Source organism: Tessaracoccus flavus (assembly GCF_001997295.1).
GTDB classification, from domain to species: Bacteria; Actinomycetota; Actinomycetes; order Propionibacteriales; family Propionibacteriaceae; genus Arachnia; species Arachnia flava.
In genome coordinates, this window is the sequence record NZ_CP019605.1 from 2,008,293 (window position 1) to 2,021,110 (window position 12,818).

At 64.5% G+C, this 12,818-nt stretch carries 13 protein-coding genes; 6 read left to right on the top strand and 7 right to left on the bottom strand.

Annotation, left to right across the window (positions count from 1 at the left end):
• The first annotated feature begins 1 nt into the window (after position 1).
• Entirely contained in the window at positions 2-2,503 is a 2,502-nt protein-coding gene (locus tag RPIT_RS09255; protein WP_077342559.1) for a DEAD/DEAH box helicase, read from the top strand.
• Positions 2,504-2,572: 69 nt separating this feature from the next.
• Positions 2,573-3,790, top strand: coding sequence for a three-Cys-motif partner protein TcmP (gene tcmP, locus RPIT_RS09260; RefSeq protein ID WP_093664791.1), 1,218 nt, complete (start codon positions 2,573-2,575; stop codon positions 3,788-3,790).
• On the opposite strand, the gene RPIT_RS09265 is transcribed toward tcmP, so the two are convergent.
• Entirely contained in the window at positions 3,787-4,533 is a 747-nt protein-coding gene (locus RPIT_RS09265) for a DUF5131 family protein (RefSeq protein WP_077342563.1), read from the bottom strand. The genes tcmP and RPIT_RS09265 overlap by 4 nt on opposite strands.
• A 49-nt stretch (positions 4,534-4,582) precedes the next feature.
• On the opposite strand from RPIT_RS09265, the gene RPIT_RS09270 reads away from it, so the two are divergent.
• Positions 4,583-4,918, top strand: a complete 336-nt coding sequence (locus tag RPIT_RS09270) for a MarR family transcriptional regulator (protein WP_077342565.1) — start codon at positions 4,583-4,585, stop codon at positions 4,916-4,918.
• 780 nt (positions 4,919-5,698) lie between these two features.
• Here RPIT_RS09270 and RPIT_RS09280 read toward each other — a convergent pair.
• From RPIT_RS09280 to RPIT_RS15740, 3 genes are all read right to left on the bottom strand, one after another.
• A complete protein-coding gene (locus RPIT_RS09280) occupies positions 5,699-5,941 on the bottom strand; it encodes a hypothetical protein (RefSeq protein ID WP_077342569.1) in 243 nt (80 codons plus the stop codon).
• 590 nt (positions 5,942-6,531) lie between these two features.
• Positions 6,532-7,170, bottom strand: a complete 639-nt coding sequence (locus tag RPIT_RS15735; RefSeq protein ID WP_218121556.1) for a hypothetical protein — start codon at positions 7,168-7,170, stop codon at positions 6,532-6,534.
• A gap of 45 nt (positions 7,171-7,215) precedes the next feature.
• Positions 7,216-7,659, bottom strand: a complete 444-nt coding sequence (locus tag RPIT_RS15740) for a DUF3644 domain-containing protein (RefSeq protein WP_218121555.1) — start codon at positions 7,657-7,659, stop codon at positions 7,216-7,218.
• Between the two features lie 376 nt (positions 7,660-8,035).
• Here RPIT_RS15740 and RPIT_RS09290 point away from each other — a divergent pair, with 376 nt between their 5' ends.
• Positions 8,036-8,788, top strand: a complete 753-nt coding sequence (locus RPIT_RS09290) for a toll/interleukin-1 receptor domain-containing protein (protein ID WP_218121554.1) — start codon at positions 8,036-8,038, stop codon at positions 8,786-8,788.
• Here the strand turns inward: RPIT_RS09290 and RPIT_RS09295 are convergent, their stop codons facing one another.
• Together RPIT_RS09295 and RPIT_RS15370 are read right to left on the bottom strand one after the other, a co-directional pair.
• Positions 8,789-9,253, bottom strand: coding sequence for a hypothetical protein (locus RPIT_RS09295; protein ID WP_077342571.1), 465 nt, complete (start codon positions 9,251-9,253; stop codon positions 8,789-8,791).
• Positions 9,254-9,312: 59 nt separating this feature from the next.
• On the bottom strand, positions 9,313-9,450 hold the full coding sequence (locus RPIT_RS15370; protein WP_169835151.1) for a hypothetical protein: 138 nt from the start codon (positions 9,448-9,450) through the stop codon (positions 9,313-9,315).
• A gap of 282 nt (positions 9,451-9,732) precedes the next feature.
• Here RPIT_RS15370 and RPIT_RS09300 point away from each other — a divergent pair, with 282 nt between their 5' ends.
• Entirely contained in the window at positions 9,733-10,686 is a 954-nt protein-coding gene (locus RPIT_RS09300; RefSeq protein ID WP_162274530.1) for an Abi family protein, read from the top strand.
• A 328-nt stretch (positions 10,687-11,014) separates the two neighbouring features.
• A complete protein-coding gene (locus RPIT_RS09305; RefSeq protein ID WP_218121553.1) occupies positions 11,015-11,710 on the top strand; it encodes an LmeA family phospholipid-binding protein in 696 nt (231 codons plus the stop codon).
• An 18-nt stretch (positions 11,711-11,728) separates the two neighbouring features.
• On the opposite strand, the gene heR is transcribed toward RPIT_RS09305, so the two are convergent.
• Positions 11,729-12,496, bottom strand: a complete 768-nt coding sequence (gene heR / locus RPIT_RS09310; protein ID WP_077342575.1) for a heliorhodopsin HeR — start codon at positions 12,494-12,496, stop codon at positions 11,729-11,731.
• Between the last annotated feature and the right edge of the window lie 322 nt (positions 12,497-12,818).

Sequence of the window (12,818 nt, forward strand, 5' to 3'; positions counted from 1 at the left end):
CATGCCCGTGGACATCACCCACGACGAGGCCCTCATCGAGGAGATCGCCGCGCGCTTTGATCTGCGCGACCCGAACAAGAACGCGCTGGCGACCATCGTTCAGCGGATCGCTGACGGCGGCACCGGCTTTCAGGAGATGGTGGCCGACCTCGCCACGGGCGTCGGTAAAACCTTCCTGATGTCGTCGCTGATCGAGTACCTGGCTCAGCAGGGTGTCCGGCACGTACTGGTGGTCACCCCGGGTTCCACGATCCAGCGCAAGACCCTGGCGAACTTCGATGCGGCGTCGGCCAAGTATGTGGCCGGGGCTGACATCGCCCCGTTCATCGTCACGCCGGACAACTTCCAGGCGGCCAACGTCGGCTCCGTGCTGCGCAACCCGCAGCGGCTGAAGGTGTTCGTCTTCAACGTGCAGCAGTTGATCCGGCCCACCGACAAGGTGAGCCGGAAGGTGCGCTCCGAGGACGAGAACCTCGGGGATGCCCTCTACTCGCACTTGGAAAACGCTGACGACCTGTTCGTGATCGCGGACGAGCACCACGTCTACCGTGAGAAGGCCAAGGCGTTCTCTGCGGCGATTCGTGATCTGAACCCGGTCGCGTTGATCGGTCTGACCGCCACGCCGGACAAGAACGACTACGCCAAGGTCGTGTTCCAGTACACGCTCGGTGAGGCCATCGCGGACGGGCACGTCAAGGTGCCCGTGATCGTGTACCGGAAGGACGGCACGAAGGACGAACGCACCCAGTTGCGGGATGCCTGCCAGTTGCTCGGCCACAAGGAGAAGTCCTACGAGGTCTACCGGCAGACCTCCCCCAATGCACCTGGCTTGAAGCCGGTCCTCTTCGTCGTGTGCCAGACCATCGAGCACGCCACCGAGGTCGGCCAGTTGCTCGCCCAGCCCGGGATGATCGGTGACGGCTCCCAGGTCCTGGAGATCACCTCGCAGTCCTCCGATGTTGCGTTGGAGGCCCTCGCCAAGGTCGAGGACCCCGATTCACCGATCCGGGCCATCGTCAGCGTGAACATGCTCCGCGAGGGCTGGGACGTGAAGAACATCACTGTCATCGTGGCGCTGCGCAGGCTGGCCTCCCAGACGCTCACCGAGCAGATTCTGGGTCGCGGGTTGCGGTTGCCGTTCGGTGCTCGCACGGGACTTGCTGACGTGGATCAGGTGGACCTGGTGGCCCACGACTCGTACCAGCAGTTGCTCGCCCAGAAGGACGTGCTTCGGCAGCGCATCCAACTGCCGTCCACGGCGGTTGAGGTGGATGACCAGGGGTTTGCGACCACTACAGAGGTCGACCCCAACCAACCCGTCCCTGTGGAGTCGGTCGCTGGCTCGTCCCAGCAGGATCAGGTCGGCGGCACAGGTGGCAGCAGCAGCCTCACCCCGGCTCCTGGCCAGTGGGCGCTGTTTGACTGGGAGGAGGACGAATCGGCTCAGGTCGAGGACTACCAGCCGAACCCCGCCCTGATCTTCGAGGAGACCGAGCAGCGCGTCGAGACCAAGGTGCCCGAGCCGCAGTACCGGGTGAAGGGTGCCCCGCAGATCATCTTCCCCCGGCGCGAGCCGCGCTTGGTGCACTTCCCCTTCTCCCTCTCGGACATCCCTGATGGCGATGCCGAGAAGGCGGGCGCGGCCTTCGTCAAGGAGGTGCCCACCTTCATCTTCCGCGACGCACTGGAGGCCAAGCGGAAGGGTGACCAGGTGGAGATCATCAGCACCCCGCAAGGCACTTCGGAGGCTCAGCAGACCCTGGCTGGTCTGGACGTGGTGCAGGCCGAACTGACCGAGGCGATCACGCAGCAGCCGGAGGTTCCTGCTGAGAGGTCATCCAAGAACGCCGCCAAGCGACTCGTGAGGGCGTTCCTGAAGGGCGCTGGGGTCACGAACGACGAAGAGACCGCTGAGTGGGGCACCAAGCGTCGCCAGCAGGCCGTCGAGGGCATGAGGACCATGATCCGCGACAAGATCACGACCCGACCCCGGCAGGAGAAGTTCGAGTTCGTCAAGATCGAACTTCCACTGGAGCCTGTCACCGTGGCAGCAGACGCGGTGAAGGCCCACAACGTGGTGAAGTTCAAGAAGGGGCTTCAGTACGTCGGCTGGGAGAAGAACGTCATGCCGGTCGCCACCTTCGACGCGGGGACGACCGAGTGGGAGTTGGCGCTCCTCATGGATCGCGACCCCAACATCAAATGGTGGGTCCGCGTATACGTCGGTGGTCAGGCGTTCATCCCCACCCCGGATGGTCGATACTTCCCTGACTTCATTGCGCTTGATGTCGATGGCGTGCATTGGCTGATCGAGGGCAAGGCTGACGACCACGCCAAGGATGACTCCGTGCTCCGCAAGAAGAAGGAAGCCGAGAACTGGGCTCGGGCCGTGCGAGATGACGGCGACTTCGGGACCTGGCGATACGTGTTCGCGACCGAGACCAACATCAAGCATGCAGGAGGTTCTTGGAACGCCCTGCTGACGAGCACGAAGCCGGAGTAGCGCCATGCGGAATGGGCGCCTATGGGGCTCTACAGTTCCGGCGCATCGAGCGACTGCCGAGGGATGTCCATGACCAGCCACGATTCGTTCTTCCAGCAGAAGCAACCGGCTGCCGTACTAAAGCATGCCCTGTTGCGCGAGTACACCAAGGTTTTCGCCAGCGTGGTGGGCTCGCAGGATCGCACACGACCAGTGTGGGTCATCGACGGGTACGCAGGTGCCGGTGCTTACGAGGAGCCGGACCCAGAGGGCGCTCACCCAGACGGCTCGCCCCTGATCGTTCTGAAGATGGCTGAAGAGTTCAAGAGCAGGCAGGTGATCAAGAGCATCTTCATCGAGTCCGATACGAGCGCCGTTGAAGCGCTGGACAAGAATGTCACCCCGTTCAGAGACCGAGGACTGTCAGCGAGCATCCTCAACGGGACGGTCGAAGAGCAGATGCCATCGGCCTGGTCAGCGGTCGGGACCAACCCAGTGGTTACGTTCCTTGATCCGTTCGGAGTCGCTATGCGGCGTGAAACCATGACCAGGCTCCTTCTGTCACGCACCCGTGATCTACCGCCCTCGGAGGTGCTGCTGAACATCAACCTGGAGGCAGTCTGGCGGATCGGGGGAAACCTGGAGTTGTCGGCAGGTCGGGTGGTCCCGTGCAAAGGTCAAGAGCGGGGCGTCGAGCGTGTTGACCGCTTCTTCGGTGGCACCGCGTGGCGTCAGACATTCCACGACATGCGGCACGAGCACGGGTCCGCAGCGCAAGCGGCTGAGCACGTGATCGCGGTCTACCGCGACCAGATCAGGCAGGACACCGGGTACGACTCCATGTCTATCCCCGTTCGTCGCCGCCCCCATCACGAGCCACTCTTCCTGCTCACTCTCTTCTTCCGGCACCCAGTGGGCGGTTACAAGTTTGCTGACGCCGCATGCCGGGCCACCCGGAAGTGGCGGGAGACCTATCGCAAGCAGGAGTTGGAGGAGTTCCTGGGCAGGCAACGGCAGGAGTCACTCTTCGGGGACGACTTCGAGATGGAGAACGCAGCCAAGGAGGGCGCGCGGCAGGAGCAGGAACTGGATGCCCAATGGGTCCAGAACATCTGCGACAACATCCGTAACCTCGGCGCGCACCGCCTCGATGTTGCCCGTGATGTCAGCCTGATTCTCGGACACACGTTGGGTCTGGCGGGCGAGCGCCACATCCGTAAGGCATGGGACCAACTCGCCGAGGACGGTTACCTACGTCCGCGTGACACTTCCAAGAAGATGCATCGTTCGGCCATGGAGCGCGCCTAGCCCACGGCCCGCCGAGGCATCTCGTCCCAGACCACCCCGTCCAGCGTCCGCCCCTGCTCCTTGGGCGTTCGACCACCCCACTGCTTGTGGAAGAACGGCACCTGCGCCTCCACGCAGGCGTCCCTGATCTCACGAACCCATTCCGGGTTCAGCGGCCTCGCGCGAGGGCCGGACTCACCTCCGGTAATGACCCACCCCATGCCACTGAGGTCGATCCCAGCAAGTGAGCCCAAGAGAGGCTCGCACGACAGGAAACGGACGGCGGCTGGAACCTCGCGCAGGTGGTCAACTCGGTAGAGGAAGTCGGAGGTCTCCACACTGACACCCATCCAGAGGTTCGAGGGCCAGTCCAACTTGTCCGCGATCTTGGGCAGCCGTGCCGAGCGCTTCGTGAGTACCTGATAAGTGTGCTGGGGGGTGTCAGCGATGACTTGGAAGACATCTCGCACGAAGGAGATTGGCACCTTGGCGTGGAACAGATCGCTCATCGAGTTCACGAAGACGGTGCGATGACCAGACCACCGATAGGGCTGGTCGAGCGCCTCGGGATGCAGCGTGAGCGCGAAGCCCGGACCAGAAGTTCGCGGATCACCGTCGTTCTGGTATCGCTCCGAGCCCATGGCCTTCAGCCGCTTCGCCATCGTCAGCGCATAGCAGTTGAGGCATCCATCCGAAATCCGGTCACAGCCAGTCGTGGGGTTCCACGTGACCTCGGTCCACTCGATGCCCGACTTGCGCTTCATGCGTCCATGATACGTGAATCTCGTACCGACAATCGCGTATCATGGACGCATGTTGGAGAAGGAGGCTCTGCGTGGGCTGTCGCGGGCGGCTTTCGGTCAGGCCTACCGTCTAGAGGTCATGCTCGCCGTGGCGGACTCAGCGGACGGTCTGACCACGCAAACGGAACTGGCGCGAGAACTGGGCGTTTCGGTCAGCAACGTTCAGGGGCCTGTGAGGAGTCTGATCGGCTGCGGACTGCTTACTGAGTTGCCGCAGGGGGACAGCCGCAGCAAGTTCCTCATGAGGAACCGAAGTGCGGCATGGGAGTGGGCGCAGGAGTTGGCTCTCCATTCGCGGGCGACGTTCCGCGCCGACGCGGGGAACAGGCTCGCCCTGGAGGTGTGAGCAGTGTGATCAGTCTTGGATCGGGTTGGCGGTGATGACTCCCGTCTTGGCATCCCAGTGGACCGCCAGGCCACCTTCCATGCCGATGGGGGTTGAACGCCCTCAGTGAGATCAGAAGTCTCCGGCTCTTCGCCCGGCTTGGAGTCCACGAAGAGCGCATCTGAGCCGCCCTGTCCTTCAAGCCCAAAGGCTCGATCCTCGTCGTTCATGGCGGTAAACGTCACGCTCCGCTGACCCTCCCCGCCACCTGTGCAGTCCCCGGCGTTCTGGGGACTGATACGCAGCGGTCCGGCGACCTTCCACTGGCGGTCGGGGCTGACCACGAACTGTGACTCCGTGGCCGGGCCGCACTCCGGGCTGACCAAAACGTTCCCTGAGGCAGCATCAGGCACCTGGAAGACGACTGCTCCAGCCTCTCCCCGTCCGGCTGTCGGCTCGTTCCAGCGTCCTAGCAAGAGGGTGTCCGCGTCGCTGCCGAAGACCTGAGCGTTGGCAGCCTCCCCGTTGGGCAACAAGTCGTCGCATCACCACCCCGAGGCTCCGAAGGACGACAGGGTGCTCACCGAGCCGGTCTCCCAGAGCCCGATGGGGTGCTGACCCACGGAGACCGCTCCGACCTGCCGGGCGTCTGCGTGAGCGGCAGGGGCCTCCACAATCTCGCCCTCTGGCGTCACGATGACAGCGCTGCGATCCGGCAAGACGAAGGCCAAGCCAATCTCAGCGAGTTCTGGTATATCCGACTCACTGCCGGGAGCGGTGACTTCCTCGATCAGCGCTCCGTCATTGATGCTGATGAGTGAATTGGGCGGCGTAGGTGCCGGTGGGCAAGCCCTCGCCCTCCACCTTACCGGTGTCGATCACGGCGACGGCCTGGGGTGAAACCTGACGAAGCGCGGGAGGCGTCCCTACGGCCCGGTCCTCCTCGGCCAGCGGCTTCCAGTCTGTGGACCATGCTTCCGCTCCCTGGGCGTCATACGCAACGACCGAGGCGTCGTTCAGAGTGATCACACGCTGGGCGGTCACGATGGGAGTTAGTGCTCCCACGAGGGAGGAATCTGGATTCCCCAGGCCGGCTTCCCGAAGGCGGATGCGAGGGGCAGGGAATGCGAGGGGCCGGTCGAAGTCTGTTCGGCGGCGCTCGGCTCTGGCTGTTCGGTCGGGTCCTGCCGAATCCCTCCTCCGGAGGCGCAGGCGGGCGGTCAGCGAGACCGTCAGCAGCACGGACATCAGAAGCGTCTTGCGAGACTTGGGGCTCTCCTTCAGCGAACGACGGTCTCCATGCGGGAGTCGCCCCTGGCTAAAGTGCCACGGTCGCACCTATAGTAGATGTTCTTGTACTGACTTCCGTGCTCGAAGGCGCTGGGGTGGATTGGTGTATGCCCCGCCTGAGCCCGACCTCTCCCGTCTGGCTGAGGCGTTCCAGGCGCAGCGCGAGCGCTCAGGGATGACCTTCGACGAACCCGTCGAGGCCACGGGGCTCGCCAGACAGACGCTGTTCAAGCTCAGCGCCGGGCGGGTCCACGGAGACCTGCGGACATGGACCCTCTCTCGGGCGTGGGATGTCTCTGGACGAGTTAATCGCGCCGATCTGGGAGTGAGATCGACAAGACCCGCTACTGGCCCTTTACGGCGCAGCCGGGTTGATCGCAGGGAGGCGCAACCGCCCTTGCGTTTGATGGGATGGTTCGGTGCGACTTCCAGACTCTCTCTAGGTCGACGGCCTTCACCGCCTCTCGCATGGCCGTCAGCGCATTGTTGGAGTACCTGCGGAGCCTCGTACTACCGAACTTGAAGACGTGCGAGAAGTGATCGTCGTCATTGTCGAGGCCCAGGTGCCTGCGGAGTGCGACCGCTCGGGTCCTGTCCACGCCAGCCTTGTCGGCCAGGTCGTAAGCCCCCATGTGGAACTTCTTCTCCAGATCGACCGTGCGAATGGCTGCAGTGTCGGCGTCCGGATCATCGGTGTAGGTCACAGGCAATCCGCCAGACTTCACGATCCTGACCTCCACGGCCACGCCATCACCCTGAATGTCGGAGGTGTAGCCGGTGAGTTTGGGGAAGACCTGCTGTCGTGTCTTGCCCTCCCGGATACCTCGCGTGACGCGCCGCACGTCGTCCTCCCGCACCTCGGCTGCGTCTGCGTCCGCGATGGCCTCGGTCGCCAACAGCGCACGGACGCGGGCCTTCGCCTCCGCCGTGGCCCGCCTTCCCGGCTTCAGCAGTTCCGCGATACGGGCGAACTCCCGATCCACCAGCAGGTCTAGCGCGAGCGGTGCCTCCGCGCTGATGGGCAGGACTCACTTGGGGATGTGGTCGGAGAGATTCTCCGAGAACACCCGCTGGAGCAGGTCATCGAACAGCGTGACGGCAGTTCTGGCGTTGTGGTACAGCAGGCCCTCATCCACGACCAGGTGCCAGTGCTGCTCAGCGTCCCGCATCGCGTCGAGGTGCCGGATGACACCCGCCTCCTCGTCGGTCAACTTCACGGCCCCGATCTGCTGGCAGCGATTGATCGCCCTCTCCAGCGAGATCGACTTCTGGGTGCGCTTGTCGAAGACCCCTGCGTCCTTCTTGGCCTCCAAGATTGCCTTCAGCAGCATCTCGAAGGCGTGTTGAAGGTGCAGCAGCACGGTGGTGGTCCGGGCGTCGTCGTCCAGCCCGTTGAAGGCAGCGACTCCGGTCCGCAGGGAGGCGATGGCCTTACTCCGCAAAATGCGGACGTTGTAGGACTCCCTAGGCATGGCATCAGGCTAGCGATCATTGGCGTTCCTGGATCGGACACCTGTGTGGCTACCCTCGATAGCACCCAGTAGCACAAGCACACCTCAGGAGGAACCGTCATGACCAGCACAACCCCAAGGACTCCCTTCAGGCCGAACTGGAGGCGCTCGCTGAGGTCTTCGAGGCCGAGGACCGAGAAGACCGTTGCAAGGAGGCCCAGCGTCGTCGCGATGGCCTCCCGGAGCCCAAGCGGGACAACCGGGCATACCCCGGCTTCGCGGACGGTGGAGCGGCACTCCGAGTCTGAGGCACGTGTCGCCGTTGTCGACTCAGCCCGTCAGTTCTGTCAGTGCTCATTGCCATGCTGGACTCGACCGATCAGTTAGGAGTCCACACGTGCCAACACCACGCATGCCGTCCCAGTCCCAGATCAGGTCTCAGATGCGCGCGGCTCAGCGCAAGGCCGAGCAGCAGATCAGGACCGAGGTCCGAAAGGCCGAGCAGCAGTTCGAGCGCGACCTGAAGGCTGCGCAGCGCAAGGCCGAGAGCGAGGCGAAGGCGCAGCAACGCCGAAACGAACAGGCCCCTCAGCGCGAGATCGACAAGTGGGTGCGGGACACGAACCGGAAGTTGCAGTCAGCCAGCCGTCCACGCGTCACCTACCGCGCCACGGAGGAACGCACCTTGGGGGCCGTGGCTACCGAAGCCGAGCGCCAAGCGGCAGCGCATCCCGAGCGTCGTGACGTATTCCTGTGCCACGCCTGGGGCGACCGTCAAGAAGCCGCGCAGGAACTCCACGACCTCTTGGAGAGGTTCGGGGTAAGGGTGTGGTTCTCAGAGAAGGACGTTGCCCTGGGGACCTCCTTGGTGCGAGAGATCGACAAGGGTCTGCGCATGTCACACATCGGCATCGTGCTGGCCACCCCCAACCTTCTGAAGAGCCTCGCCGCCGAGGGCATCGCGGACAAGGAGTTGTCGGCGCTGCTCGCCACTGACCGAGTGATCCCGGTCGTCCACGGCATCACCTACGAGGAACTCCGTGACGAGAGCCCACTGCTGGCGTCCCGGTCAGGACTGAGCACCGGGGAGGACACGCTGGAGCAGGTCGCGGTGAAGATCGCCAACGCGGTGCGGCCCGAGTCCGACTGATCAGGCGCTCTCGACCCAGCGCCTGACGGCTTCACCACCATCGGCGTAGAGCACCTCATTGCCCTTCCGGCGCGCGTTCTGAATGACCTGCGTAGCCTCCCAGAGTGAGGCCAGGTCGTAGTAGTTGCGGACGTAGCCAAGGTCGTCACTGCGACGACGATGCAACCCGTGCATCACGGGGAGGGCGTGCAGGACATCGTTGCGGACCACCAACGCCTCCTCGGACAGGGCGATGAAGTCCTCGATCCCGTCTACTGCGGGAGGGGTCCTGCGCAACTTGTCCAGCAACCGCCCGAGAGGGTCCTTGTAGAGGTCCTCGGACTCGAAACCTGAGTGCACGCGCAAGAGATCGACGGCGATGCCGGACAGCCCGGCAGCCGCGTAGGTAGCCCTCCCGAGTTCAAGAAGCCAGTCGGTGTGCTCAGGATGCCGTGGGTCTCCGGGGTATTCCGCGTCGATGCTCATGCGTCCATTCTGGCGGGGCTGTCTACAGCCAGGTTGGCCTCACTAGGGTGTTGAGACCGTCAGCGGCTGCTGATCCACGCCTCTTCCAGCAGCACCGATGCCAGCGCGTACTCGGTGCGGTCCCGGTCGAGGTCGGGGACGAGGTGGGTGAGGTCATTCGTGGCGCGCTCGGCTACCTCGAAGACGGCGGAGACCAATGGATGCTGCGATGTCGTGGCGCCGTTCGTCGTGCACCTGGACGGTAGCCTGGCGTGGGCCCTGTCCCCTTGTTTCCCAAGCTTTCTACCCTTGAGTCCTACTGTGCTGGCCGCTGGAGATAGACGCCCCGCTGGTCCGGCAGCCCCAGCGAGACACGGCCCCTCTGGACTTGATCGCTGCCCGCGCGGAGGGTACGGTTTCTATCAATAGTCCCCCCGCCGCCTCTCATCGCGTCAGCGGTGATGCACACTGCGGGGGTCCTCTTTTTTCTAGGTCCACACGTGCAGATTCCGCCCTTCCTCACCGTCGATCAGCGGGTGGACTATCTGTACGAGCGGGGGTACTTCGAGCCCGGCTCCGTCACCGACGAACACGCAGAGCGCCTCTCGCGGCTCAACTTCCACTACTTCCTCGGCTACGCCCGCAACTACCGTGCCCTCGTGGGACGGCGGCAGGTTCAGGTCCCTCGCAAGACGCCCGACGACGTGTTCCGGGTGATCGACCTGGATGCCAAGGTCTCAGCACTGGTGCACGAGGGATTGCGGACAGCCGAGTGGCGTCTGCGCGCGGCGGCTGTGGAGCGCTACTGCGCCAAGTTCGCCCCGGCCAACTCCTACCTTCAGACCACTCAGTACCGGGCCACCGACGCCGAGAGCCCGAGCCGTCTGGTGGAGGGCATCCTGCTGCACATCTACCGTCATGACGAGCCCTACGTCGATGAGTGCCTCCGTGAGGCTGCCACCTCGAAGTCGATGACCAAGCCTCGCCGGTACGAAGCCGGGTGCCACGGCACGTGCCTCGTCCTCGCCGCAGACCTGCCCCTGTGGGCGGTAGTGGACAGTTTCAGCCTCGGTCTGCTCGGCCAGTTCGTCATTAACTGCGACAAGGACACCGAGTCGCCTGTATGGAAGGCCGTAGCCAAGGACCTGGAGATCAGTGCTCAGGTCTTCGAGACCCAGGTCAAGTCGCTGGCCTACCTGCGCAACTCAGTGGCCCACCACGCTCGCCTGTGGATGCGCCCCACATCAGACAGCGCCAAGAAGCCCCGCCTCTTCAGCAACCGCCTGAAGAACGTGCACCCCAAGTCCATGCACTGGGCCTTCATGAACCTTGCCACCTTCCTGCCCAAGGAACAGCGGTTCGACTTCGCCCAGCGGGTCGACACCCTGACCGGCTCCGACGCCATCTACCGGCACGGGATCACTAACGTCCATGAGACGCCGAAGGCTTCCTGAGCGGGCGACGCAATCCCCAGCGGCGTCCGGCTGTACGGTTTCCGCAACCCACGGTGCACCTCGCTCAACCGGAGGGGTCGCGAATGCCCCTGTCAGCGCACTGTCTGGGACACCTACGAATGGCGCAGGCATCTGGTCCTCGCTCCTATGGGAGCGAGGATCTTTCTGCATTTTGCTCGGCCCTCGTGTAAGGAGCGTTGCGCGGCGTGACCGTCCAGGATCAGTGCCCCCTGAACGCGTGGCCGTTCCCGCGACTCCCGGGAACAGGCCGAGGAGGTGAGTCGTCCGAGGGCGCACAGCAAACTCGATCAGCGGGCAGACTGGGGAAATGATTCGATCACGCGCCGTTGACTGGGCCCTCGGTGCCCTGGGGATGCTCGTCCTGATTGCGATCGCTCTCGCGGTCCTGTGGTGGACCATCTCCGAGCCGGCAGTCGAGACCACCGGACCGACGCCCGTCGCGCCGGTGCCTGTCCCGTCCCTGGACTCGGATCCGCCGTCCGACCTGGCCGACGACGAGGTGTGGATCGGCGACCTCGATCTCCAGTCCGCGCTCATCGTCCTTCCTGACTCGACGTTGACGGACGTTGAGGCGCGTGGGCACGGCGCGAGGACGGGCTCCAAAGGCCTGATCGTGCAACGGCTCGATGTGGAGGCCACCGTCCCGTTCCGCGAGGTCGCGGCGCAGCTCGGCGGCGACAGCCTCGTGCTCCCGGCCGAGGGAGGTCAGGCGTCGGTGGTACGGACCGTGGAGCTACTCGGGCGCGGCGTCACCGTCGTGGCTACCGGCACCGTCGAGGTGGAACGCGGCCTGCTCGTCGTGGAACCCACGGCGATCGACGTGGGCTTACCAGATTTCCTATCGCGCACCCTCGGTACTCTCGTGCGCGAGTTCGTCACCATCAAGCAGCCGATTGAAGGGCTGCCTGAGAACCTCGAACTGTTGGACGTCGCCGTCCAGGACGACGGCTTCCGGGCAACCCTTGCCGGCAACGACGTCGTCCTGGCACCGGGCGAGTCCTGACGGACGGCCCGCCGACGGTCACGAACCGGCGAGCGTGCCTCCGAAGACCTGCCAGGCAAGGAGCGACTTCGCGACCAGGCTCAAGATGATGTAACTGCGCTCCCCCACCAGGTAGTCAGCCCAGCGCCCCTTGGCCCGGTACTGCAACCACTGGTTGAGGCCGAACACGTTGAAGAACAGGAAGAGCGACACGACGATCGCGTAGACGAACCCCGGGGGCTCCGCGTCCGATCCAGGAGCGATCGTGTAGTAGAGGATCGCCAGCCACGGCACCACTCCGGCGATGCACCCGAAGATGAAGGGCAACCACCCGCCACTGCCGGGCGTCTCGTACTTCTCCTGCAGCCAGCCGAAGAGAATCATCGACACATTGGCCCCGCAGATGGCGATCAGCGCCGCCACGTCGGTGATACCGACGAGTTGCGAGATGACCACGATCATCAACGTCGAGGAGAACGAGTACTCGACCCACCGCGCTCGGTTGATGAGCTGGGAGAGGTCGCCGATGTAGTTGCGGAACCAGACCGTGCCGACGATCAGGTGCGCGAGGAACGACAGGAAGAGGAACCCCGCCACGGCCAGTCCGGTCGGCAGATCCGCCAGTACGGTCGCCGGTCCCGGCGGCGTGCCGGGAGGGCCGGCGAGGTAGGAGGCGGTGATCGGCAGCGCGAAGTCGGTCGCCAGGATCACCACGGCGATGGCTTGCGCCAGGTGCAGCGCGGCGGCTGCGAGATTGAGGGTGCGCAGCTTCCTCTGCTCAGGCGCGGTGATCTCTCGAGTAGTCATGTGCTCACCGTAGATCCGCGCTGGCGGTCGGGCACGCAACGTGCCCTACATCAAACGATGGACCCGATCCCCCTTGGCTCGGAGCCAGGGCGGCGCGCTGCCGCAGTGGCCAGCAACACGCAGGAGGCGGACTCGCCAACTCATCGACCGGAACGCCAACCGTCGGGCCAAAGGCCAACGTCTAGGGCCCGAACGCCAACCGTCGGATGGTAACGCCAACGGGGAGACGACGACGCCAACGGGGAGACGACGACGCCAACCGACGACGGCGAACGCCAACGGGAGGGAGGTTTCGCCCGCGAAACCCGTCGACGCCCGCGAA

Coding starts and splice junctions, on each gene's coding strand:
- RPIT_RS09255 (WP_077342559.1), top strand. CDS start 2: ATGCCCGTGGACATCACCCACGACGAGGCCCTCATCGAGGAGATCGCC.
- tcmP (WP_093664791.1), top strand. CDS start 2,573: ATGACCAGCCACGATTCGTTCTTCCAGCAGAAGCAACCGGCTGCCGTA.
- RPIT_RS09265 (WP_077342563.1), bottom strand. CDS start 4,533: ATGAAGCGCAAGTCGGGCATCGAGTGGACCGAGGTCACGTGGAACCCC.
- RPIT_RS09305 (WP_218121553.1), top strand. CDS start 11,015: ATGATTCGATCACGCGCCGTTGACTGGGCCCTCGGTGCCCTGGGGATG.
- heR (WP_077342575.1), bottom strand. CDS start 12,496: ATGACTACTCGAGAGATCACCGCGCCTGAGCAGAGGAAGCTGCGCACC.
- RPIT_RS15740 (WP_218121555.1), bottom strand. CDS start 7,659: ATGCCTAGGGAGTCCTACAACGTCCGCATTTTGCGGAGTAAGGCCATC.
- RPIT_RS09295 (WP_077342571.1), bottom strand. CDS start 9,253: ATGAGCATCGACGCGGAATACCCCGGAGACCCACGGCATCCTGAGCAC.
- RPIT_RS09270 (WP_077342565.1), top strand. CDS start 4,583: ATGTTGGAGAAGGAGGCTCTGCGTGGGCTGTCGCGGGCGGCTTTCGGT.